We start from the raw sequence: 22,232 nt of genomic DNA, 5'->3' as shown, positions 1-22,232 counted from the left end.
GGCTGCTCCCGGTCTGTTACCCCTCTCCGACATTCTCGTCCGGGCGTGTCGCGGACATCGGGTGGTCGGGGGACCGCTGCTGTGGTTCGCGCGCGATCTGGCCGTGCTGCACGAGAAACGTATCGTCGGGCGCGGCGGCCGGGTCGACACCGATCCGGCGGTTCTGCGCGAAATCGACTGCCGGCGTAGTGAACTGGTGCTGGCGATCGACGACTGGGTGTTGCGGGGCGTACCGCAGCACCGGCTCGGCGCGACGTTGCACACAGAGACCGTCGGCTCGGTCATCGACCGGATGGCCGAGGCCTCCGTCCGCGCGCACCACGCCCTGATGACGCTGGCAGCCAACGACGAGATGCTGCACTGCGCGTGGCACCACCTGGCCGAACTGGCCGACGCCTACGACGATCTGGTGCGTGACGTAGTGGCCGGGCGCAGACGGCTGCCCGAATGGTGAGCTGACACGCCGACCGCACCACGCCCGCAGTGCGCGCGGGTGTGGTGCGTGTCAGCCGAGCCGGTGGTGGTGGACGCTGAACTCGTCGGCCACCGTCGCCGCCAGTTCCACGTAGGCGCGCTTGGTGGTCTTGTGCAAGCGGTGCAGGTCGATCTCGGCGCCCTCGGAGAGGTGCTCGTCGAACGGGATGATGTGAACCGCCCGACAGCGCGACAGGAAGTACTCGCGCAGCTGCTGGACCCCGACGTTGGGTGAGCCCTCGCGCGGGAGGTTGATCACGACCACCGCGTTGCGGACGAGGTGGTCGTGGCCGTGCAGGGACAGCCAGTCCAGGGTCGCGGCGGCGCTGCGGGCGCCGTCGATGGCGGCCGAGGAGATCAGCACGAGCGAATGGGCGAGGTCGAGGACGCCGCTCATCGCCGAGTGCATCAGACCGGTGCCGCAGTCGGTGAGGATGATGTTGTAGAAGCGCTGCAGGATGCGGGCCACGGCCCGGTATTCCTCGTCGTTGAACGCTTCCGACGCGGCCGGATCACGCTCGCTGGCAAGGACTTCCAGACGGCTCGAGCCCTGAGAGGTGTGCCTGCGGACGTCGGAGTAGCGCTGGATCGCCGGGTCGAGCAGCAGATCGCGCACGGTGGAGCGGGTCTGGATGGCGACGCGCTGCGACAGGGTGCCGAAGTCGGGGTTGGCGTCGACGGCGATCACTCGGTCGCCGCGGATCGAGGCGAAGATCGAGCCGAGACCGGTGGTCGTGGTGGTCTTGCCGACGCCGCCCTTCAGCGAGAGGACCGCGATGCGGTAGTCGCCGCGCACGGGCTGGCGGATACGGGCCACGAGTTCCTGCAGGCGCAGCTCCTCGGCGGACATGCCCGGGTTGATCGCACCGCCGGACACGTGGTGCACGGCCTTGCGCCAGCCGCTGCCCGGAGCCTTCTTGGCACGCTTGACCGGAACGTCGTCGAGCGAGGGCTGGTAGCCCTGTGGCTGTGCGCCCCAACCCGGTTGGCCGTAGGGCTGCTGTTGGCCCTGCTGGTAGTTGCCCGGCTGCTGGTACTGCTGCGGCGCGTTCGGCTGCTGGTACTGCTGGGCCGGTGTGCCGTCGGGCTGGTACTGCGGGCCGGGCCCGTTGGGCTGGTTGTACTGCTGCGCAGGCGTGCCGTCGGGCTGGTACTGCTGACCGGGGCCTTGCGGCTGCTGGAACTGCTGTGCCGACGTGCCGTCGGGCTGGTACTGCGGCACGGGCGTGCCGTCGGACTGGTACTGCGGGGCCGGACCGTTCGGCGGGAACTGTTGCTGCGCCCCCTGATTCGGCTGCTGATAGTGCGGAGCGGGGGAGCCGTCCGGCCGGTACTGCTGCACGGGGGCGCCGTCGGGCTGCTGCGCGGGTGCGGCATCGGGCCGATACTGCGGTGCCGCGCCCTCGGGCCGCTGGGCGACGCCGTCGGGACCGTACGTGGGCAGACCGTCGGGCTGCTGGTGCTGGGCCGGGGTGCCGTCGGGGCGGGGATACGGCGACGCGGTGTCGGCCGCCTGCACGAATTCACCCGAGCGGTACCCGGTCTGCGCGGCGCGTGCTTGTTCCGCGGGGTTCGTGCCACCCTGCCGATTCGCCTGACCGTGCTCACCCGGAGCACTGCCCTGTAGCCGTGGATCATCGGACCGGTACACCTCGGTCCGCCCATCCGGCGCATGCGTCGGCGCGACCGGTGTCGGGTCACCGGGGACCGAGTTGTACTGCGTCGCGGGGTAAGCCGACGGCGGCACGCGCTCGCCCGATGCGTACGGCGACCGCTGCTCGGTAGCCGGCGGCTGCTGCGGAGCTACGGACTCGGCGGAGCTGTACGGCGACCCGTGTCGTGACGCGACCGCGTCTTCATCGGGCGCGGACCGGCCGTCGGCCGAGTGACGCGCACCGGTTGTCGGCGATTCGGTGGCCTCCGCGGCGATTGTCGCCGGGGATGGTTCGGGCACCTCGGCAGCTGCGCGACGAGGCGGTGTGGCCTGCTCGGCTGCCTGGAACGACGACGGCGGGCGGGGTTCTACATCGGCGGACTGCGCGACCTCGCTGGGCGTGGGTGTCGACGGTGCGTCTGTGGCGTGTTGTTCGACTTCGTCCCGTGCGGTGACCGGCGATGGCGCATGGTCTGCCTGCCCAACCGCCTGGTCGGCGCCGATCGGCTGCGGTTCGGCGGCGACCAGACTGGGTTCGGCGGTGGTCGGCTGCGGTTCGGCGGCGATCGGCCGGGGCTCGGTGGTGGTCGGCTGCGGCGGGACGGTCAGGCGCGGTGGGGCCTGGGTCGGACGTGCGGGCGGGTCCGGCAGCGGAGGGGGTGGGGGAAGGTCGGGGCGCTGCTGGCTCGGGCCGAGCGGGGTGAAGCCGGTCGACGGTGGCGCGGGCGTCCGGGTCGGGAGCGCGTTCGCGGCGTGGTCCACCGCCTCGCTGGTCGGCGCGGGTGTTGCCGGGCCCGTGTGTGTGGGCACGCTGGTGGGCGACGGCGGGAGCGGAGGGGGTGTGCCGGTGGATGTCGGCGCGTGATCTGCCGGTGGCTGACTTGCCGACCACGGAGCCGCTGTCGACGCCTGACCGCCTGCCCACGGCGCCGGATCCGCGGCCGAGGGCCCCGGAATCGACGACGGACCGTTGGCGTCCGGTCGCGGTGCCGGATCCGCCGATGACAACGGCGCGTTGACCGGGGGAGTCAGCGGGTTCGGGGCTGCCTGCCACCCGGCGTTCGGCTGTGGCCACCCGGCGTTCGGCTGTGCGGGCGCGGCCTGCTGGTGTTGCGACGCGTCGCGGCCGGTCTGGGGTGCGGGCTGCTCGTAGGTGGGCTGCGGACGCGGTTGCTCGTCGCGACGGGGCTGCTGGTGGGACGGGCCGGGGATCAGCGGGTCGGCGGGCTGCTGCGGAGTGGACCAGCCGGAACCGGACTGGTGGGCCGGGTCGGCGGGGCGTCGCTGGTCGACAGCCTCGCCCGGACGTGCGGTGGCTGCCTCTTCCTCGGATTCGCGATCCTTGCGACGGCGCCTGCCCTTGTCCTTGCGCGGCGCATCGTCACCGCGCCCGCCCATGAAGCGCCGGCGTTTGGGTGCCTCGTCGATCTCGTCGTCCTGGGGCAGGTTCTCGACCGGAGCCTCGTAACCGACCTGTGTGACGTCGCTCTCCGACAGCCACGGCGGCAGCATGGGGAGGCTGTCGTTGTTGCGGCTCACCGGCACGCCTCGCTCACCAGGGTCCCCCGATCTGATCGACCCACTTCTCCGACGCCGGTGAGTTTACGCGACAACCCCTACGGCGTGGTGGCCGCCTGGTGGCTCGGCACCAGGCTCGGGGCGGCTCGCTCGAAGGCCTCCCGATTGTGCGGCGCGGGGCCCGGTCAGGGTGTACGGTTCGGGGCACTTTTGCCTCTGGCACCCCGGCCCGGTAAGCTTGAGCGGCGGTGCACCTATGCGCCGACTGTTCGCATGCATGTCGACCGTTCGTCGTCGGCCCTGCGAGCGAACAGCACGAGTAATCCAAACTCAGGTTGAGCGTAACCGGGATCGCGGAGGATATGGCGAAGAAAGACGGGGCCATCGAGGTCGAGGGTCGAGTTGTCGAGCCGCTGCCCAATGCGATGTTCCGGATCGAGCTCGAGAACGGTCACAAGGTTCTCGCGCACATCAGCGGAAAGATGCGGCAGCACTACATTCGTATCCTTCCGGAAGACCGCGTGGTCGTCGAGCTGTCGCCGTACGACCTCTCACGCGGCCGGATTGTCTACCGCTACAAGTGATGCCTGACGGCGTCGCGAGCCCCACCGGCGCGCGGCGTCGCACAGCGTCCCGGCAACGGGCCGCACACCAGACTTCCCCAGTCCTCTGGCTGGGGAAAAACTGTGTTCACACCACCTGTGTGGACCAATACAAGATTGGACTGACGTGAAGGTTAATCCGAGCGTCAAGAAGATCTGCGAGAAGTGCAAGGTGATCCGCCGTCATGGTCGGGTCATGGTGATCTGCGACAACCTGCGCCACAAGCAGCGTCAGGGCTGATCCAGCCTCACCACCGGGCACCGATCGTCTGATCGGACTGACCGAAAGAAGAACTCCCAGATCCAGCGCGTACGCACGTGTGCGCGCCATCCACCGGCACGGAGGCCGGTGCCCCCACTTAGTACACGGGGGGACGGACGGGGAGCAGACCTCCGCAACCATTAAGGAACCTGCCACATGGCACGTCTGATGGGCGTTGATCTCCCGCGCGAAAAGCGCATGGAGATCGCGCTGACCTACATTTTCGGAATCGGGCGCACCCGCGCCACCCAGATCCTGGCCGAGACGGGCGTCAGCCCCGACCTGCGCTCCAAGGACCTGAACGACGACGACCTGGCGAAGCTCCGCGAGTACATCGAGGCTTCGGACTACAAGGTCGAAGGTGACCTGCGCCGCGAGGTTCAGGCCGATATTCGTCGCAAGATCGAGATCGGCTGCTACCAGGGCATCCGCCACCGTCGTGGCCTGCCCGTTCGTGGTCAGCGCACCAAGACCAACGCGCGTACGCGCAAGGGTCCGAAGAAGACCGTCGCCGGCAAGAAGAAGTAGGGATAGCGTATGCCTCCGAAGAGCCGGGCCGCTGGCCCGAAGAAGACTCAGAAGTCGCGTCGCCGGGATAAGAAGAACATCCCGCACGGCCACGCGCACATCAAGAGCACGTTCAACAACACCATCGTCTCGATCACCGACCCCGAGGGCAATGTCATCTCGTGGGCGTCGTCGGGCCACGTCGGTTTCAAGGGTTCGCGTAAGAGCACCCCGTTCGCCGCGCAGCTCGCTGCCGAGAACGCTGCCCGCAAGGCGCAGGAGAACGGCGTCAAGAAGGTCGACGTGTTCGTGAAGGGCCCGGGTTCGGGCCGCGAGACCGCGATCCGTTCGCTGCAGGCCGCAGGCCTGGAGGTCGGCTCGATCTCCGATGTCACTCCTCAGCCGCACAACGGCTGCCGTCCGCCCAAGCGGCGTCGCGTCTAACAGCGGGAAAGGAAAAAGCTTAAAATGGCACGTTATACAGGCCCCATCACCCGCAAGTCGCGTCGTCTGCGCGTCGACCTCGTCGGAGGCGACCAGGCGTTCGAGCGTCGTCCTTACCCGCCCGGCCAGCACGGCCGCGCGCGGATCAAGGAATCCGAGTACCTCATGCAGCTGCAGGAGAAGCAGAAGGCTCGCTTCTCGTACGGCGTCATGGAGAAGCAGTTCCGTCGTTACTACGAAGAGGCCAACCGCCTCAAGGGTAAGACCGGCGACAACCTGCTCCGTCTGCTCGAGGCTCGTCTGGACAACGTCGTGTACCGCGCCGGTCTGGCCCGTACCCGTCGTCAGGCCCGTCAGCTGGTCAGCCACGGTCACTTCATCGTCAACGGCGTCAAGGTGAACGTCCCCAGCTACCAGGTCTCCCAGTACGACATCATCGATGTCAAGGAGAAGTCGCTCCCGACGCTGCCGTTCCAGGTGGCGCGCGAGACCGTCGGCGACCGTCCGGTCCCCGGTTGGCTGCAGGTCGTCCCCGGCCGCCTGCGCATCCTGGTGCACCAGCTGCCCGAGCGCGCGCAGATCGATGTGCCGCTGCAGGAACAGCTCATCGTCGAGTACTACTCGAAGTAAGCGCTTTTGGTGGGGGCTGCTCACACGGCAGCCCCCGCAATCACTGACGAGGCATCAAATAGCGGATGCCCTGAACAGGAAGTAGATCCTCATGCTGATTTCCCAGCGTCCGACACTGACCGAAGAGGTTGTGGCGGAGAACCGCTCGAAGTTCACCATCGAACCCCTCGAGCCGGGCTTCGGTTACACCCTCGGCAACTCGCTGCGTCGTACCCTGCTGTCCTCCATCCCGGGGGCCGCGGTCACGAGCATCCGCATCGACGGCGTCCTGCACGAGTTCACCACCGTTCCCGGCGTGAAGGAAGATGTCACCGACATCATCCTGAACCTCAAGGGTCTGGTCGTGTCCTCCGAAGAGGACGAGCCGGTCACCATGTACGTGCGTAAGCAGGGCCCGGGCACCGTCACCGCCGGTGACATCGTCCCGCCCGCCGGCGTCATCGTGCACAACCCGGACATGCACATCGCCACCCTCAACGACAAGGGCAAGCTCGAGATCGAGCTCGTCGTCGAGCGGGGTCGCGGTTACGTGCCCGCCGTGCAGAACAAGGCGACCGGCGCGGAAATCGGCCGGATCCCGGTGGATTCGATCTACTCCCCGGTGCTCAAGGTGACCTACAAGGTCGAGGCCACCCGTGTCGAGCAGCGCACCGACTTCGACCGTCTCATCCTCGACGTGGAGACCAAGAACTCCATCACGGCTCGGGACGCGCTGGCTTCGGCCGGTAAGACCCTGGTCGAGCTCTTCGGCCTGGCCCGTGAGCTCAACGTCGAAGCCGAGGGCATCGAGATCGGCCCCAGCCCGGCCGAGGCGGACCACATCGCCTCGTTCGGTCTGCCGATCGAGGACCTGGACCTCACCGTCCGGTCCTACAACTGCCTCAAGCGCGAGGGTGTGCACACGGTGGGCGAGCTCGTTGCCCGCACCGAGTCGGACCTGCTCGACATCCGCAACTTCGGCCAGAAGTCCATCGACGAGGTGAAGGTCAAGCTGCACACGCTGGGCCTCTCGCTCAAGGACAGCCCGGCGTCGTTCGACCCGTCCTCCGTGGTGGGTTACGACGCGAGCACCGGAACGTGGAGCGACAGCGGCACGTTCAGTGATACCGACGGCGGCGAGCAGGACTACGCCGAAACCGAACAGCTTTAATACGCCCAGGAGAAACCCACAATGCCCAAGCCCAAGAAGGGCCGCCGGTTCGGCGGCTCGGCGTCGCACCAGAAGGCGATCTTCGCCAACCTGGCCACGGCGCTTTTCGAGCACGGTCGGATCACGACCACCGAGGCCAAGGCCAAGGCGGTGCGTCCCTACGCCGAGAAGATCATCACCAAGGCGAAGGGCGGCAGCCTTGCCGACCGTCGTGAGGTCATGAAGGACATCCGCAACAAGGACGTCGTCCACGTCCTGTTCGCCGACATCGGCCCCTCGTTCGAGGGTCGCGAGGGCGGCTACACGCGGATCACCAAGGCGCTGCCGCGCAAGGGTGACAACGCGCCGATGGCCATCATCGAGCTCGTCCGCGAGAAGACCGTGACCAACGAGGCCGATCGGGCCCGTCGCGTCGCCGCTTCGCAGAAGACCGAAGAGGCTCCGGCCGCTGAGGTCGCCGAGGAGACCGCCGCCGACGAGACCGTGGCTGACGCCCCGGCCGCCGACGAGGCCACCGAGGACAAGAAGGACGCCTGATTCTCAGGAGTTCTGCCGAGCCCGTCACCCTTCGTGGGTGGCGGGCTCGGTTTTTTCCGCGTGCGAATTCAGGAGGATGACATGACTCGGGTGCGGCTCGGGATCAGTTATGACGGCACCGATTTCACCGGCTGGGCACGCCAGCCGGGGTTGCGCACGGTGCAGGGTGTGCTGGAGGAGTCGCTGTCGAAGGTCTTCCGTGAGCCCATCGTCTTGACGGTCGCCGGGCGTACGGACGCGGGCGTGCACGCCGAGGGACAGGTCGCGCACTTCGACACGGCGTCGGAGTTCGACGCAGGCAAGCTGATGCACCGCATGGCCAAGTTCCTGCCCAAGGACGTGCGGATCACCGAAATCCGCACCGCTGCTCCCGAGTTCGATGCTCGTTTCTCCGCGATGCGCCGCCACTACGCCTACCGGCTCACCACCGCCCCCTACGGCGCCCAGCCGTTGCAGGCGCGCGGGGTGGTGCCGTGCAAGCCCGGCGTAGATCTCGAGGCCATGCGCGCCGCCTCACGAAACCTGTTGGGCCTGCACGACTTCGCCGCGTTCTGCCGCCGCCGCGAGGGGGCGACCACCATCCGCGAACTCCAGCGCTTCGACTGGGAGCGCGACGGCGACCTGCTCACTGCCTACGTCAGCGCCGACGCCTTTTGCTGGTCGATGGTTCGCAGCCTCGTCGGCGCCGTCCTCGCCGTCGGCGAAGGCCGCCGCGCCCCCGAATGGACAACGAGTCTGCTCGCCGAGACCGCACGATCCAGCTCGGTCACGGTCGCCCCCGCTCACGGCTTGAGCCTTATCGCCGTCGACTATCCGGCCGATGCCGACCTCGCCGCCCGCAACGCCCAAACCCGGGAATCCAGAACTGTGCCGGTGGCCGAAGGCGGTTGCTGCGGCGATTAATGGCCGTGTCTCTTCGCCGAATTCTGTGACACCTGAACTGTCGAGTGGCGATTCGATATTTGTTCGAGACTTTCCCTACATTAAGAAAGTAAGGAAAAATTCTTGTCTCGGCGTACAGGTTATGGTGGCGGCGCTCACGTTATCAGTACGGTCTCGGTGGCGATGCTAGATTCCCGGAAGATGGCTACTTCCTCGGCCATCTCATTCGACGAGTGGAAGCGATCATGGCGGAGACGGGAATGACGCCAGGCGAATTCAGGGCGAGCCCGCGCCCTGTCGCGATGGAATAGCGCGTCCGGCGATGACATCGTTCGACGGGTTTCCCGAGATCTGTTCGACCGCGCGGATCGCCGCGCAGGACGCCTTCGAGCACTGGGAACAGCTGGTCGCCGGCGCGATCACCGAGGTGTCGATCGCGCCCACCGTGTCGCGCGCGTTCGAGGGGCGGATCAGGTCGGCCGACTTCGGGGACATCTCCGTGGGAACGGTGGTCGCCGAGGGCCACGAATTGCGCCGGACGCGCAGGCATATCGCCCGGGCTGACGATTTCCATGTCATCGGCAGCGTCGTGCTCGCGGGGCACGCTCAGGTGGAGCATGCGGGCAACCGGGTCGAGCTGGCACCGGGCGCGATGATCTTCTACGACACCTCGCAGCCGATTCGGTGGCGCTCGCAGGAGCTGATCGAGGATCTCACGGTTCGGGTGCCCCGGCAGCAGGTCGTCGACTACCTGGGCATCCGTGCCGATGTGCTGCCTGCCGGGATGGTGATCGGGGAGGGTGTCGGGCTCATGCTGGCCAGATTCTTCCGTCAGGTCGCACAGCTGCACAGCACTGATCCGGCGTCGGCGGCCGTGCTCGCCGGCAGCGGCATCGACCTCCTCGGCGCGGCGGCCACCATCGCGTCGGGGCAGCGACCCGGCCGGGCGCAGATCGCGGCGCTGAACGCGCAGCAGGTGCTGGACTATCTCCGCGCCAACTTCACCGACCCCGAGCTGACGATCGAGCGGATCGCGGACGGCTGTCGGGTGTCGCGGCGCACGCTCTACCGGGTGGTCGCGGAATTCGAGGGCGGGCTCGGGGCGGTGCTGCGCGGAATGCGGGTGGAGCGGGCGCGGGTGTTGCTCGGAGCGAGCGACTTCGGTTCGGTCGCAGCGGTAGCGACCGCGTCGGGTTTCGCCACCGAGCGACAGTTCTATCGCGCGTTCCAGGCGGCGACGGGCATGACGCCGGGTGAATACCGGGTAGTTGCTCGTTCCGGCGCCCCTATCGGCTGACGATTGCTGTCAACCCGGGTTAGGTGATGTGACTCACACGAATGTTTCATATTGAATGACTCGTGTCGGTTATCCGCTGGAATCGTCGGTGCTAGACGCATTTCCGGTGTCGGCTAACCATCCCATTCGGAAACAGTTGATGGAAATTGGACGGTTGATCTGGCAGGCTCGGCCCCGGGCGAGCCCGACGATTGTGCGACGCCAGCTGTTTGCTGTTCGACTCGGATAGGGAGCGAGGTGGTTGGCATGGAGATCGCGCAAACCCGTGCCGGGGTACGCGAATCGTTTGACGAGTGGGAGTCGCTGCTGTCGGAGAGCTACGTCCCGCTGATGGCGGATCCGAGCGGCGACGACGCCTTCCACGGCCGGATCGAGCGCAGCAGCCACCCCGGCTTCGATCTGTCGACGGTCCGCGCGAGCGGCCAGCGTATTCGCCGCACGCCCCGCGGGATCTCGAGGACCGAGGGCGAATTCCTCCTGGTTTCCATCCTCACCGAAGGCTCCGGACTGCTGCACCAGGACGGTCGAGTCGCCCTGGTCCGCCCCGGCGACATGGTCTTCTACGACACCTCGCGCCCGTACCAGTGGGACCTGGACGGTCCGTGGGCGCAGGTCGTGGTGCAGACGCCGCTCGAGGTCCTGCGTCAGCAGCTCGGCCCTGGCGGTTCGCCGCTGCCCACCGCGGTGACGGTCACCGCCGACGGCGCGGGTGGGGTGGTCGCCGGCTTCTTTCGCGATTTGGCCCGCATTCAGCAGAGCGCCCCCGGCCACGCGACCGTCCTGGCCGACAACGGTGTCAAGCTGCTCGCCTCCGCGGTCCGGCTGGCCTCGGGGGAAATCCCGTCGGGCGAGCCCGCGCAGGCGCTGTCGCGCGAGCAGGTGCTGTCCTTCATGCGCACCCGGTGCGCCGACCCGAGCCTGTCCATCGACGACATCGCCCGTGCCTGTCTGGTCTCGCGCCGAACGCTGTACCGGCTCTTCGGTGATGTGGAAGACGGGCTCAGTGCCGTGCTGCGGCGCATGCGGGTGGAATGCGCGCGCACCCTGCTCGCCCGCGACCCCGGCCGGGCGACGGCGACGGTCGCGCTCGCGTCGGGCTTCGCCTCGGAACGACACTTCTTCCGGGCCTTCCGGCTGGAGACGGGGATGACCCCGGGCGAATTCCGCCTGCTCGCGTCGAGCGCGCTGTCTATCTGATACCGCCGTTCTCACGCGATATTCGGTAGACCCTTAGCGAAACTCATCGCAATCGGCGGATTGGCACAAACCGTCAGTCGGCTGGCACGGGATGACAGTTTGTGTAGCGCCATTCTGCGAGAGAGTGAATTGAACACTCTTCACTGGTTGAGCGACAAGGGGGCACGATGAGTCGGGTACGCGTGGCAGCGGTGCAAGCCGAGCCGAAGTGGTTGAATCTTTCCGCCGGAGTCGAACAGACAATCGAATACATCGAGTCGGCCGAACGCGGCGGCGCGCAAGTGATTGCTTTTCCGGAGACATTTTTGCCCGGATTTCCGTGGTGGATGTGGCTCAATTCGGTCGATTGGGGTGAGGAATTCCTGGCCAGGTACCTGGCCAACGCGCTCACCGCCGACGGCCCCGAACTGCGTGCCATCGCCTACGCGGCTCGGCGCACGGGCGTGCACGTCTCGATCGGCTTCGCCGAGCGGGCCGGACACGAAGTCTTCATGTCCCAGGCGTTGATCGATGCCGACGGCACCATCGCCGTCGCGCGCAAGACGGAACCGACCGGGCTCGAACGCACTGTCTTCAACGCCGCGACCGATGGGGGACCGCTGGTTCGTGACACCGTGCACGGCCGGATCGGCGTACTCGGCGGCGCCGATCATCTGCGCGCGGACCTGCGTGGACAGATGCACGATCAGCGCGAGCAGATCCACGTCGCCGCGTGGTCGGGCTTCACCGTGTACTACGGGGAGGGCAAGGAATGGGGGCCCGATCTCAATACCTCCGCCAGCGTCCGCTACGCGATGGACGGGTCGACCCATGTCATCGCGCCCGTCGCGGTCGTGCCGGTGGCAGGCTGGGAGGTCGTCGACGCGCGGATGCCGGAGCGGCGTCTGCTGCGTGGTGGTGGCGGGGTCTCGCGGATCTTCGGGCCCGGTGGGCTCGAACTCGCCGCACCGCTGGCCGAAGGCGCGGAAGGGCTGCTCTACGCCGATCTAGATCTCGGCCGCGCCGTGCGCCCCGCCGCGGCGGTCGCCCCCCGCGGTGAGCGCTCGCAGCCGCTCCGGGTGCCGAGCGGCCGGATCGTGCGGCATGAGCCGGTGCGCGTCGGGCTCACGGGGGCCTGAGGCGACGGCCGCGAACCACAGTGCGACGAAGCCGGACGTCATCGCAGCGGCACCGACACATCGGCGCCCGCTTCACGGGTCACCCGGGCATTCACCTTGGCCAGTGCGGGCGTCGGGACGAATCCGCCCGCCAGCAGCGCCTCGCCCTGCCGGAACCAGGGTGCCTGGGCGAGCAGGCCGCTCGGCGCGTAGCCGAAGTAGGTGCCGAGCTCCTCCAGGTCGGCCGGGGAGGTCATCTTCATCAAGGCGAGGTTGTCGCACTGAGAGATGATGCCGGGGTGCACCTTGGACGGGCGCTGCGTGGACAGCAGTAACCACAGACCGAATTTGCGGCCCTCGGCGGCGATCTGGATCAACCGCTCGCGCACCGCCACGGCCACCGGCGATTCGAGTCGGGGCGAGGCGAGGTTGTGCGCTTCGTCGATCACCAAGAGAACCGGGCGGCGTTCCTCGCGTTTGGCCCACAGATCGTCGAGCAACGACAGCGCGACGACGAGTTGCTGTGCGGGCGTGGAGAATCCCCCGAGGTCGAGGACTGTCACGTCGGGGCGATCGGCGACGATCTCGGTGACCGCCTGGTCAGTTCCCGCCCAGACCTCCCAGTCGAGCAGTCCCAGATTCTCCACGCGCATCGCGAGGCGGCGGCGAGCGGGGTTCTCGACGGCACGCAAGTTGTCCAGGACATCGTGGATCTCGCCGGTCATCGCGGACGACAGATGCACCAATTCGTTGAACTCCTCCCGGTCGGCCACCGGATCCAGCTGCAGCACAGCGGCCTTCGAGGTCAAGGGCATGTCGATGAACTTCGCCCGCAAGCGGCCGGGCGGTTCGGACTTCGGTCGCAGGACGCGGATATCGCGCTCGCGCAGGGCCTGCGCGGTGGGACCGGTGGCGCCGGGGAGCACCTCGCCGATGCGGACGAAATCGGAATTCGGGTCGAAGATGACGATCGGCAGCGCGGTGTGCGCGATCAGCTGCTCGAGGACGACGCCGAGCGCGTAGGTCTTGCCGGAACCGCTCTGCCCGCACCAGAACGTGTGCCGGTTGAAGCGGGCGGGGAGCAGCCGGGCGGGCCCGCCGGGCGCCGACAGGCTCACGCCGACCTCGAGTTCGGCGCCGGTGGTGTGGTGGAGGACGGCGACGGTGTCGCGATCGGCGGGGCTGATCTCGCCGCCGTCGAAGGCATGACTGGCCCTGGTGTCGATCCCGTCCTCGGTGAGTTCGCCGATCAACCGGCCGCGCAACCCGACGGGCACGGTCGCCGTGCGCTCCTCGACCAGCCCGAGCTGCCTGCGCCCCGCGCAACTGACCACGATCAGGGATCCGGCGGGGAAGGAGCTGGCCGCGACGTTCTCGACGACGAACGAGCGGCCGTCCTCGGAGCGCACGGACAGGACGGCGGATTCGGCAGACATGGACGTGTCCTCCCGGTGGCGCGTCGACGAGCATCCTGCTGGCAACCACCAGTAAACACGGCCGGGTCACCTCTGCCGGTGCACCGCGCGCAAGTGGACCTGTGTCAGGACCTGACCAGCCGGGCGATCGCGTCGGTGGCCTCTTTGATCTTGGCTTCGGCCTCGGGTCCACCGGCGACCGCCGCGTCGACGACGCAGTGTGAGATGTGATCCTCGAGCAGCCCCATCGCGACGGCCTGTAGTGCCTTGGTCATGGCGGAGACCTGGGTGAGGATGTCGATGCAGTACTTTTCCTCTTCGACCATCCGCTGGAGCCCGCGCGACTGACCCTCGATGCGGCGCAGTCGCTTGAGGTAGTCGTCCTTGGCGGTGATGTAGCCGTGGCCTGCGTGGCCCGCGTGCTCGTCGCCGGTCGCGGTGTCGGGGGTGGGTGTTGTCACCGTAGGTCTCCTCGCCTGCCTGGTAGCTCGCGTGGCGAACTAATACCCCCCTAGGGTACAGTTTCCCGGTCGAAATGTCAGATGACAGTCCCCGGTGCTGCGCGCGGTCGGCCAGGGCGGAAGAATCGACGTCATGAGTTCGCTTCCCCGGCCCGCCCTCGCCGTCATCGGCGGCAGCGGTTTCTATGACTTCTTCGACCACGACGCGGTGCACGTCGAGGTCGACACACCGTATGGCGCGCCGAGTGCGCCGGTCGCGATCGGAGAGGTCGAGGGCCGCGCCGTCGCCTTCCTGCCTCGGCACGGCAAGCAGCACGAGTTCGCGCCGCACACCCTGCCCTACCAGGCGAACATGTGGGCGCTGCGTTCGCTCGGGGTGCGCCGGGTGTTCGCGCCGTGCGCGGTCGGCAGCCTGCGCGCCGATTGGGGTCCCGGCACCGTGGCGGTGCCGGACCAGCTCGTCGACCGGACCTCGGGTCGCCCGCAGACCTATTTCGACGGCGGCGGCGTCCATGTCTCCTTCGCCGACCCCTACTGCGATGATCTGCGCGCCGCCGCGGTGAAGTCCGCCGGTGATCTTCGGGTCGAGGATTCGGGCACGATGGTCGTCGTGCAGGGCCCGCGCTTCTCGACCCGCGCCGAGAGCCGCTGGTTCGCCGGGCAGGGCTGGGACCTGGTCAACATGACCGGGCACCCCGAGGCCGTCCTCGCTCGCGAACTCGAAATGTGCTACGCGGCAGTCGCTCTCGTCACCGATCTGGATGCCGGCCTCGAAGAGGGTGACGGTGTGCACGCGGTGGACGTGTTCGCCGAGTTCAAGAAGAACCTCGGACCGTTCAAAGAGCTCCTGCGTCGCGCGGTCACCGCGGTCGACGACTCGGACACCTGCGAGCGCTGCCGCGTGCACGCCGGGGTATCGCTGCCCTTCGAACTGCCCTGATCACCCCGGCTGCGCGGTGACCTGCAACTGAGCGAGCAGGAATGCGGGCGCCGCGCCGCCGCTGGGCAGCGGTGACACCTCGACGTCGACGGTGAGCCAGCCACCCGCCTCGGCGGCCAGCCGCAACCCGCTCAACCCGGCGCGCGTGGCGCCTGCCAGCACCTCGGCCCGCAGCGCGGCGATCCTGGGCCGGTCCTGCGGATGCGGGACGGTCCGCTCGTCGACCCCGCGCCACGTCAGCCCCGGCACCGGCTCGGTGACCCACCGCACCGCGCGAACCTGGGCGGTGTCGACGATGACCAGGTACAGCCCCGGCTGGGACTCGCGCAGCAATTCGAGCGTCACGGCCTCGAACGACTTGTGTTGCGGGGCAACACTGTCGGTGACATCGACGGTGACCCCACGCCACGCGAACCGCCGCTCGGCGTCGCCGTTGCGCGCGGCCACCAGCAGCGAACGCGGGCCGATCCCCGAATGCACGGTGGCGACGCCCGACCATCGGCTCCGCGGCTCCGAACGGTACAGCGCGGCAACGAATTCCAGCGCGCGATCGAAACGCTCGACGCGCTCGAACGACTCGGCGCCGCTGTATTCGACCGGGGCCGAACCGAAGTGGGGCCCGAGCCCGGCGGGATAGGTGCGTACCACGCGGGCGTACGCGTCGACCTGGAACGGGGCGACCCGAAGCTCGTCCGCCGGGATTTCCGGCCCCACCCACACCTTCACCGCATGCACCGACGAGTCCGGCCACAGCACCGGCACAGCTCGAAACCGCAACTCCGACCAGGGATTGCGCGACTTCGGCAAGACTTCCTCCACCGGCGCCCCCGACTCGTGCGCGGCCGCGATCAACGGCTGCAACCGGGCCGGAACGGCCCGCTGATACGACGCCCACTCGCGCGGCGCGGTCCCCGCGGTCAACATCGACCAATCCCGCGACGTCCCCAACGTCTCCACCAACTGCCAACGTCCGACAATCACGCGTGCGACCCCCCTGCGCCCCATGAACGAAACCGACAGCCCTATCGTGCACGAGCCGGCCTGCGGCTCCGGTACCGGGGCATTTCGGGGTCGATAAGCTCGGCGGCATGAATGCACCGCTGCGGTTGGAGATCATCGTCGCCAGCACCCGGCCCGAGCGATTCGCGCCCGTGGTGGCCGGCTGGCTGGTCACCGCGCTGGGGGAGCGACCGGAATTCGAGGTGGGGGTGCTCGATCTGCGGGATCTGGCGCTGCCTGTCGATCTCACCGAAACGCCGGAGGTCGAGGCGTTCCGGGCCAGGCTGGCCGGTGCGGACGCGTTCGTCGCCGTCACCTCCGAGTACAACCACGGGTATCCGGCGTCGCTGAAGACCGCGCTCGACAGCGCCAAGCACGAGTGGCGGGCCAAGCCGATCGGGTTCGTGTCCTATGGCGGGTTGTCGGGTGGGTTGCGCGCGGTCGAACAGTTGCGTCAGGTGGTGGCGGAACTGCACATGGTGTCGGTGCGCGAATCGGTGAGCTTCGCCCAGGCCAAACGCCGCTTCGACAAGACCGGCATGACCGACGACAACGCCGCGATCGATGCGTGCGACCGCATGCTGAACCAAGTGGCCTGGTGGGGAACGACTTTGCGGGCAGCCCGCACCGTGCAACCCTATCCGGGCTGAGTCCACCAGGCCGTCGCTCGCGGGGTGACGCGAGCTACCACGGACCGATCAGGCCGACGCCATCGTGCGCTGACCGCGCGGCTGGCCGATGTAGGTCGACTCGCGCGGAATCGACACCAGCGTGAGGTTCACCCTGGTCGTTCCCGTGCGCAGCACCACGCGGTTGCCGATCGCACCCGGCTGGTAGATCTCCAGGTCGGGGCGAGACGCGGGCCAGCCGTTCGGGTCACCGGTGAGGTAGATCGTGGTGACACCGGCGTGCGGGGCGGGCGCGAGCACACCGTCGACCACTGTCGCGGTGAAACCCGCATCGGACTGGTGTGTTTCGACGGCGATGGTCAGCCGCTCCGGATTGCCGACGGTGGTCACCAGCTGCTCCCAGGCCTGCGCCCGGTCGGTGCGCACCAGCACCCGCTCGCCGACAGCCAGCGCCCGGAACACCAACTGCTGGGCCAGATACAGCTCACCGGCGACGTACACGGTGGAGATACCGGCGCCGACGATCCTGGTGGCGACGCCGTTGCCCTCGTCGTCGGAGCCGAGCAGCTGCCCGCAACCCGACGACGGAAGGTGCAGCGCGCCGATGACATCGATCGGGTACTCGATGGTCGGGATCGTGTCGTCGACTCCGGGCACCGCGATCGGCAGGTGCGCCAGCAGCGCGTCGCGATGGCGTCCGCTCATCGACACCATGCCCTTGGACTTGGTCTTCTCGGGCAGCTCGCGCGCGGTCAAACGCCATGCGGCGCCGACACTCACGGATTCGGCGTCGCTACCGGGACGCAGCCGCACGGCGACCGTGGTGCCCCGCGACGGCGCGACCCACAGCTGCGCGAGCAGATCCGAACCCAGCTGCTTGGGGTCCACCGCGCTGCCGATGTTCACCGCGTTGCCGATCTCGGCGTACTTCCATCGCTGACTCAGTGTGCGCGGATCGAGACCCGCGGTGATCTGCTGCACGGCCTTGCGGATCTCCGGCGCGGTGAGGATGCGCGCGTTGCAGTCGGCGTCTTCGAGCGTGCGCATGATCCGCTGGGTGGCGATGGTGACCGAGCGGGAAGCGCCGTCGGTGCCGCCGCCACGGCGAGCCGTCGCATCGGGGCAGGCCACCGCGTCGAAACTGATCGCGAGCCATACCGTGCGGTGCGCGGTCGCGGGCAGCGGGCCGAGCAGCGATTCGTAGATCGCGCCCGCGGGGGTACCGGACCGGCTGCGGTGGCCGTGGCTGATGATGTCGATTCCGCTGAGCAGGATGTCGTGCTGGTTGAGGCAGGCTGCCAGCTCTGGCAGCGGCAACAGGTGGGAGGCGTGCACGGCGGTGCGGGCGATTCGGGTCAGCCCGCCGCGCGGCGGCAGCACCTCGACGACGGTGACCACGCGACTGCCGTCCCAGTACAGGCCGAGCGATCGCCCGTCGGTGTCACGGAAGTCGACGGTGTCGCCGAGTGTGTAGTCGCGCTTGCCGGAATACCGGCGGACAGTCGAGATCCAATCGAGGATCGTGCGCTTGCCGATCGGGATGAGCGGCACCAGCGCCACCACGACGGCGATGCCGAGCGACGGCAGTGGATCGATCCGGCAGATCAGCGCGACAACCCCCGCGATCAGGCCGAGGACCTGCGCAATGAGTAGGTGCGGCAGCGAAATACGACCGAACAGCGGGCGCGGTCCCGCCCCGGTGAACTCAGCCATTCGTTCCTCCCCCAGGTACCCATTTGTCGATCGGCCGATGGCCGAATGCGAACAACTGCTGCCGGGAACTGTACTGTGTTGCCCGGACGAGAGCACTGTTCGGGGGAGGAACCATGCCTTCAAAACCCACAACGCGCTGGCAGGTCAGCGGATACCGCTTCCTGGTGCGGCGAATGGAGCACGCCCTGGTGCGCCGGGATGTGCGCATGCTGCACGACCCGATGCGCGCGCAGACCCGTGCCTACGTAGTCGGACTGGTGCTCGGCATCGTGGTCCTGGCAGGGTGCGGCGTGCTCGCACTGCTGCGCCCGCAGGACAAGATCGGCGACAGCAAGATCCTGATCGCCAAGGAATCCGGCGGCGTCTACGTAGTCGTCGACAATGTGGTGCATCCCGCGCTGAACCTGGCCTCGGCCCGGTTGGCGGCCGGTGAGGCGTCCAAGGCGGCGATCGTCAAGGAGTCCGAGCTGGGGAAGAAGCCGCGCGGTCAGCTGATCGGCATTCCGGGCGCCCCGTCGTCGATCCTCTACGACAAGGGCGGCAAGGGCCGCACGTGGACGGTGTGCGATCAGCTCAAGTCCGACGGCACAGCGGATCTGACCACGTCGGTGCTGGCCGGTGATCCGAATCTCGGCGCCAAGGCATCGAAGGTGGATGCGGGCAAGGCCATGCTCGTGAAGGGCAAGGACGCCGTGTACCTGGTCTATGACGGCAAGCGTGCCCGCGTGAAGATGGACGATCCGGCCGTCACCCACGCACTCGGAATCACCGGCGTGACACCGCGTCCGATCAGCGAGGGTCTGCTCAACGCGATTCCCGAAGTGCTGCCGCTGATCACGCCGGTCATCGACAACCCCGGCGGCACACCGACTTACAACGTGAGCGGCCACAAGATCGGTGACGTGGTCCAGGTGTTCAACGAGCCCAACCAGAACTATGTGGTGCTCCAGAACGGACTGCAGGAGATTTCGGCGCTGACCGCCCAGATCATCCGCAACTTCTATCCGACGATGATGAACGGCACGACCATTCAGTCGACCGACCGTACGTACGCGACCATCGTGCAGACGTTGAAGGTGCAGGACTACCCGCGCGATCGGCCGACGCTGATCACCGCCAAGGACCAGCCGGTCAGCTGCATGTCGTGGAAGCCGATCGCGGGCGCCACCGATAACACCGACGCGACCGCACGCGCCGAACTGACCTTGCTGACCGGCATCGACCTGCCGATCCCGGACAAGGCGAAGATGGTCGACCTCGCGCAGGCCGACGGCGCGGGCCCGAACGCGGACACCGTCTTCATTCCGCCGGCCTCCGGCGCCTACGTGCAGTCCACCGGCATCGAACCGAACAGCCGCCGCAAGGACAGCCTGTTCTACATCGCCGACACCGGCGTGCGCTTCGGCGTCAAGAACGCCGACGCGGTCAAGGCGCTCGGCCTGGAGGAAGTCAAGGCCGAACCGGCGCCGTGGCCGATCATCGGGCTGCTCGCGGGTGGGCCGACGATGGGCCGGGAAGAGGCGATGGTCGCGCACGACGGTGTCGCGCCGGATCCGTCGCCCGCCAAAAAGCCTGTCGCCACGGTGAATTAGTCGGGTGGGGTCGCCGGCTTCGCGGGATCGGAGCGCAGTTCGGCGACCTCAATTCGTAGGGCCTTGACCTCGTCGACCAGTTCGCGAAGCGTGCTCTCGGCGCGGTCGGCGGCGTCATCGACTGTCTTGAGCTGTTCGACAACCCAGCTGGTCATGGTGCCGATGGCGAAGGAGATCAGGCCGATGCCCAACGTCATCAGGACCAGCGAGACCAGTCGGCCCTCGGTGGTCACCGGATAGACGTCGCCGTAGCCGACGGTGGTCACCGAGACCGCCGACCACCACAGGGCATCGCCGAAGGTCTCGATCTTGGAATCGGGTGCGCCGTATTCGGCGTCGAAGAAGGCCAGACTCGACAGCAACAGGATCAGAATGGAACTGGTGGCCACGAAGGTCACCAGGCGGGTACGCGGGTGCGTCGCGCGGTTGAGGGCGTCGAGCAGCAGCAGGGACGCACGGAGCAGGCGCAGCGGGCGAAACGGCGGCACGAGCACGACCAGCAGGTCGAGTGGATGCTTGCGGATGAAGCGCAACCGGTCGCCCGAGAGCCAGGACCTGACCACGAAATCGACGAAGAACACCGCCCAGATCGCGATATCGGCCAGCACGAGACCGGTGTCGAGCCGCGGTGACACATCGGTGTCGAGCACCCGCCACGCGTACATGATGACGAACACCACCGCCAGCACCATCAACGGCAGATTGGTCGCGCGCTCCCACCGCTGCCGGCGAGTGAGTGGACGGTCGGTCGTTGACGAGATCATGCGGCTACCTGGGTCGACGGGCTCTGGCCCGCCGACCGTACCCTGCTCTTTGGTCGGGCAGGTCAGAGATCGTCGGCCGACATCCCGAATTTGCGCCGGATCGGGAACGACGCCAGTACGCCGAGGACCAGGATCAGGCCGATGGCACCGGAACCGATCAGGGCCACGTTGCGCGCGGTGTTGTCCGCGGGCGGCGGCGGTGCGGGCACGGCGAGCTGCAGACTGCGCGCCGGGCTGGCCTGCTTCGGCGGAAGTTCCCTGGGCACTTCGTTGGTGAGCGCGGCGACGGGGTCGACCGCGCCGTAACCGATGTAGGGATTCCAGCCCTCGGCCGGTGCGTGGGCCGTGGCCTGCAGCCGCTGAATGACCTGCTTGGCGGTCAGATCGGGGAACCTGTCGCGTACCAGCGCGGCGACACCGGCGACATAGGGCGAAGCGAAACTCGTTCCGCTGTAAGCCATGTACTTGCCCTGGTTGTCGTACTTGCCGTCGGAGATGCCGGTGGTCCTGGCGTCGAGCGAGGTGATGCCTTCGCCGGGCGCGGCGATGCCGACCCACGGGCCGGGCACGGAGAACGACGAGGGTGCGCCGTTGGCGCCGATCGAACCGACCGAGAGCACGTACTCGTCGTACCAGGCGGGGTTCACATAGGTGCGGATCGTGCTCCACAGATCTTGCGCGGGCTTGAGCGGGTCGGGCCCGGGATTGCCTGACTTGCAAGCGTTGTCGGAGTTACCCGCCGAGCTGACGATCACCGCGTCCTTCTCGACCGCCGCGTACTGCACGGCCGCACCGAGGGCGCGGAACGCCGCCTCGCCGGCCGGGGAGCCGCTGTTGCAGGCGACCAGCGAGATATTGATCACACCAGCACCGAAATCGGCGGCCCGCCGGATCGCGCTCGCCAGCGAGGAGACCTTGCCGTAGCCCTCGGGGAAGTCGTCGGGTCCTTTGTTCCGCCCTGCGCCCTCGGACTGATACAGCGAGCTGGTCTGGCGAATGCTGAGGATGCGGGCTTCGGGCGCGACACCGGAGAAGCCCTGGTTGTCGATCTTGGTCGCGCCGATGATTCCGGCCACCACGGTGCCGTGCACATCGCAGTCCTCGGTGCCGTTGCCACCGGCGGCCACGTAGTCGCCACCGGCCCACAGATCGGGCAGGCGGGGATGCGGTTCCACGCCGGTGTCGATCACCGCGACGAGTTGTCCTGCGCCACGCGAGAATTGCCAGGCCCGCTCCAGATCGAGCGAGCGCTGACTGGGCGGAATCACCGCCAGCGAGGTACTCGCCTGGGTACGGAAGCACAGTCCGTTGGTCCCACTGCCCCGCTCGGTCTTGTCCGGCGGCGCGGCGGGATCTCCCGCGGGCAACATCCCGGGGTCGATCGCGGGCGGCCGATCAGCGAAAGCCGTTCCGCTCACACCGAATCCGGCATTCAGACCGACGACCAGAGCAACGGCCGTCAGTCGAA

At 68.0% G+C, this 22,232-nt stretch carries 22 protein-coding genes; 15 read left to right on the top strand and 7 right to left on the bottom strand.

Features of this window, described 5'->3' with window-relative positions:
- Positions 1–61: 61 nt before the first annotated feature.
- The gene (locus ACFWFP_RS14265; RefSeq protein ID WP_379295194.1) at positions 62–454 is read left to right on the top strand and encodes a DUF4254 domain-containing protein; all 393 of its coding nucleotides are present in this window, start codon (positions 62–64) and stop codon (positions 452–454) included.
- A 51-nt stretch (positions 455–505) separates the two neighbouring features.
- On the opposite strand, the gene ACFWFP_RS14260 is transcribed toward ACFWFP_RS14265, so the two are convergent.
- Positions 506–3,667 (bottom strand): AAA family ATPase, encoded by a 3,162-nt coding sequence (locus tag ACFWFP_RS14260; RefSeq protein ID WP_379295193.1) that lies wholly within the window; start codon positions 3,665–3,667, stop codon positions 506–508.
- Positions 3,668–4,008: 341 nt separating this feature from the next.
- On the opposite strand from ACFWFP_RS14260, the gene infA reads away from it, so the two are divergent.
- The 11 genes from infA (at position 4,009) to ACFWFP_RS14205 (ending at position 12,272) form a co-directional block, all read left to right on the top strand.
- Positions 4,009–4,230, top strand: coding sequence for a translation initiation factor IF-1 (gene infA / locus ACFWFP_RS14255; RefSeq protein ID WP_003418601.1), 222 nt, complete (start codon positions 4,009–4,011; stop codon positions 4,228–4,230).
- A 145-nt stretch (positions 4,231–4,375) separates the two neighbouring features.
- A complete protein-coding gene (gene rpmJ / locus ACFWFP_RS14250; RefSeq protein WP_056818299.1) occupies positions 4,376–4,489 on the top strand; it encodes a 50S ribosomal protein L36 in 114 nt (37 codons plus the stop codon).
- Positions 4,490–4,666: 177 nt separating this feature from the next.
- A complete protein-coding gene (gene rpsM / locus ACFWFP_RS14245) occupies positions 4,667–5,038 on the top strand; it encodes a 30S ribosomal protein S13 (RefSeq protein WP_067448181.1) in 372 nt (123 codons plus the stop codon).
- 9 nt (positions 5,039–5,047) lie between these two features.
- Complete coding sequence (gene rpsK / locus ACFWFP_RS14240; RefSeq protein ID WP_019045110.1) at positions 5,048–5,461, top strand: 30S ribosomal protein S11; 414 nt, start codon at positions 5,048–5,050, stop codon at positions 5,459–5,461.
- A gap of 24 nt (positions 5,462–5,485) precedes the next feature.
- Positions 5,486–6,091, top strand: a complete 606-nt coding sequence (gene rpsD / locus ACFWFP_RS14235) for a 30S ribosomal protein S4 (RefSeq protein ID WP_067448178.1) — start codon at positions 5,486–5,488, stop codon at positions 6,089–6,091.
- A 91-nt stretch (positions 6,092–6,182) separates the two neighbouring features.
- On the top strand, positions 6,183–7,241 hold the full coding sequence (locus ACFWFP_RS14230) for a DNA-directed RNA polymerase subunit alpha (protein WP_056818293.1): 1,059 nt from the start codon (positions 6,183–6,185) through the stop codon (positions 7,239–7,241).
- Between the two features lie 21 nt (positions 7,242–7,262).
- Entirely contained in the window at positions 7,263–7,778 is a 516-nt protein-coding gene (rplQ, locus tag ACFWFP_RS14225) for a 50S ribosomal protein L17 (protein ID WP_379295192.1), read from the top strand.
- A 90-nt stretch (positions 7,779–7,868) separates the two neighbouring features.
- Positions 7,869–8,681 carry a tRNA pseudouridine(38-40) synthase TruA gene (gene truA / locus ACFWFP_RS14220; RefSeq protein WP_379295977.1) on the top strand — a complete coding sequence of 271 codons (813 nt, stop codon included), beginning with the start codon at positions 7,869–7,871 and terminating at the stop codon, positions 8,679–8,681.
- A gap of 301 nt (positions 8,682–8,982) precedes the next feature.
- Positions 8,983–9,957, top strand: a complete 975-nt coding sequence (locus tag ACFWFP_RS14215) for a helix-turn-helix domain-containing protein (RefSeq protein ID WP_379295191.1) — start codon at positions 8,983–8,985, stop codon at positions 9,955–9,957.
- Positions 9,958–10,203: 246 nt separating this feature from the next.
- Complete coding sequence (locus tag ACFWFP_RS14210; protein ID WP_379295190.1) at positions 10,204–11,154, top strand: helix-turn-helix domain-containing protein; 951 nt, start codon at positions 10,204–10,206, stop codon at positions 11,152–11,154.
- A 167-nt stretch (positions 11,155–11,321) separates the two neighbouring features.
- The gene (locus tag ACFWFP_RS14205) at positions 11,322–12,272 is read left to right on the top strand and encodes a nitrilase-related carbon-nitrogen hydrolase (protein ID WP_379295189.1); all 951 of its coding nucleotides are present in this window, start codon (positions 11,322–11,324) and stop codon (positions 12,270–12,272) included.
- 38 nt (positions 12,273–12,310) lie between these two features.
- On the opposite strand, the gene ACFWFP_RS14200 is transcribed toward ACFWFP_RS14205, so the two are convergent.
- Complete coding sequence (locus ACFWFP_RS14200) at positions 12,311–13,687, bottom strand: ATP-binding protein (protein ID WP_379295188.1); 1,377 nt, start codon at positions 13,685–13,687, stop codon at positions 12,311–12,313.
- Between the two features lie 104 nt (positions 13,688–13,791).
- Positions 13,792–14,127 carry a metal-sensitive transcriptional regulator gene (locus ACFWFP_RS14195; RefSeq protein WP_063004986.1) on the bottom strand — a complete coding sequence of 112 codons (336 nt, stop codon included), beginning with the start codon at positions 14,125–14,127 and terminating at the stop codon, positions 13,792–13,794.
- 133 nt (positions 14,128–14,260) lie between these two features.
- On the opposite strand from ACFWFP_RS14195, the gene ACFWFP_RS14190 reads away from it, so the two are divergent.
- A complete protein-coding gene (locus ACFWFP_RS14190) occupies positions 14,261–15,067 on the top strand; it encodes an S-methyl-5'-thioadenosine phosphorylase (RefSeq protein WP_379295187.1) in 807 nt (268 codons plus the stop codon).
- On the opposite strand, the gene ACFWFP_RS14185 is transcribed toward ACFWFP_RS14190, so the two are convergent.
- Positions 15,068–16,072 (bottom strand): GAF domain-containing protein, encoded by a 1,005-nt coding sequence (locus tag ACFWFP_RS14185; RefSeq protein WP_379295186.1) that lies wholly within the window; start codon positions 16,070–16,072, stop codon positions 15,068–15,070.
- A gap of 83 nt (positions 16,073–16,155) precedes the next feature.
- Between ACFWFP_RS14185 and ACFWFP_RS14180 the strand changes: the two genes are divergently transcribed.
- Positions 16,156–16,716 carry an NADPH-dependent FMN reductase gene (locus tag ACFWFP_RS14180; RefSeq protein WP_379295185.1) on the top strand — a complete coding sequence of 187 codons (561 nt, stop codon included), beginning with the start codon at positions 16,156–16,158 and terminating at the stop codon, positions 16,714–16,716.
- A 48-nt stretch (positions 16,717–16,764) separates the two neighbouring features.
- Here the strand turns inward: ACFWFP_RS14180 and eccE are convergent, their stop codons facing one another.
- On the bottom strand, positions 16,765–18,408 hold the full coding sequence (gene eccE / locus ACFWFP_RS14175) for a type VII secretion protein EccE (RefSeq protein ID WP_379295184.1): 1,644 nt from the start codon (positions 18,406–18,408) through the stop codon (positions 16,765–16,767).
- Between the two features lie 113 nt (positions 18,409–18,521).
- Here eccE and eccB point away from each other — a divergent pair, with 113 nt between their 5' ends.
- Positions 18,522–20,000: a type VII secretion protein EccB gene (eccB, locus tag ACFWFP_RS14170; RefSeq protein ID WP_378993603.1), complete on the top strand. Its 1,479-nt coding sequence runs from the start codon at positions 18,522–18,524 to the stop codon at positions 19,998–20,000.
- On the opposite strand, the gene ACFWFP_RS14165 is transcribed toward eccB, so the two are convergent.
- Positions 19,997–20,764 (bottom strand): potassium channel family protein, encoded by a 768-nt coding sequence (locus ACFWFP_RS14165; RefSeq protein WP_379295183.1) that lies wholly within the window; start codon positions 20,762–20,764, stop codon positions 19,997–19,999. The genes eccB and ACFWFP_RS14165 overlap by 4 nt on opposite strands.
- Before the next feature lie 62 nt (positions 20,765–20,826).
- Positions 20,827–22,182, bottom strand: coding sequence for a type VII secretion-associated serine protease mycosin (mycP, locus tag ACFWFP_RS14160; RefSeq protein ID WP_379295182.1), 1,356 nt, complete (start codon positions 22,180–22,182; stop codon positions 20,827–20,829).
- Positions 22,183–22,232 lie beyond the last annotated feature (50 nt).

It is taken from the genome of Nocardia sp. NPDC060249, from assembly GCF_042728755.1.
GTDB lineage: Bacteria > Actinomycetota > Actinomycetes > Mycobacteriales > Mycobacteriaceae > Nocardia.
The sequence above is the reverse complement of the archived record's forward strand: the minus strand, read 5'-3'. Positions and strand labels throughout refer to the sequence as shown.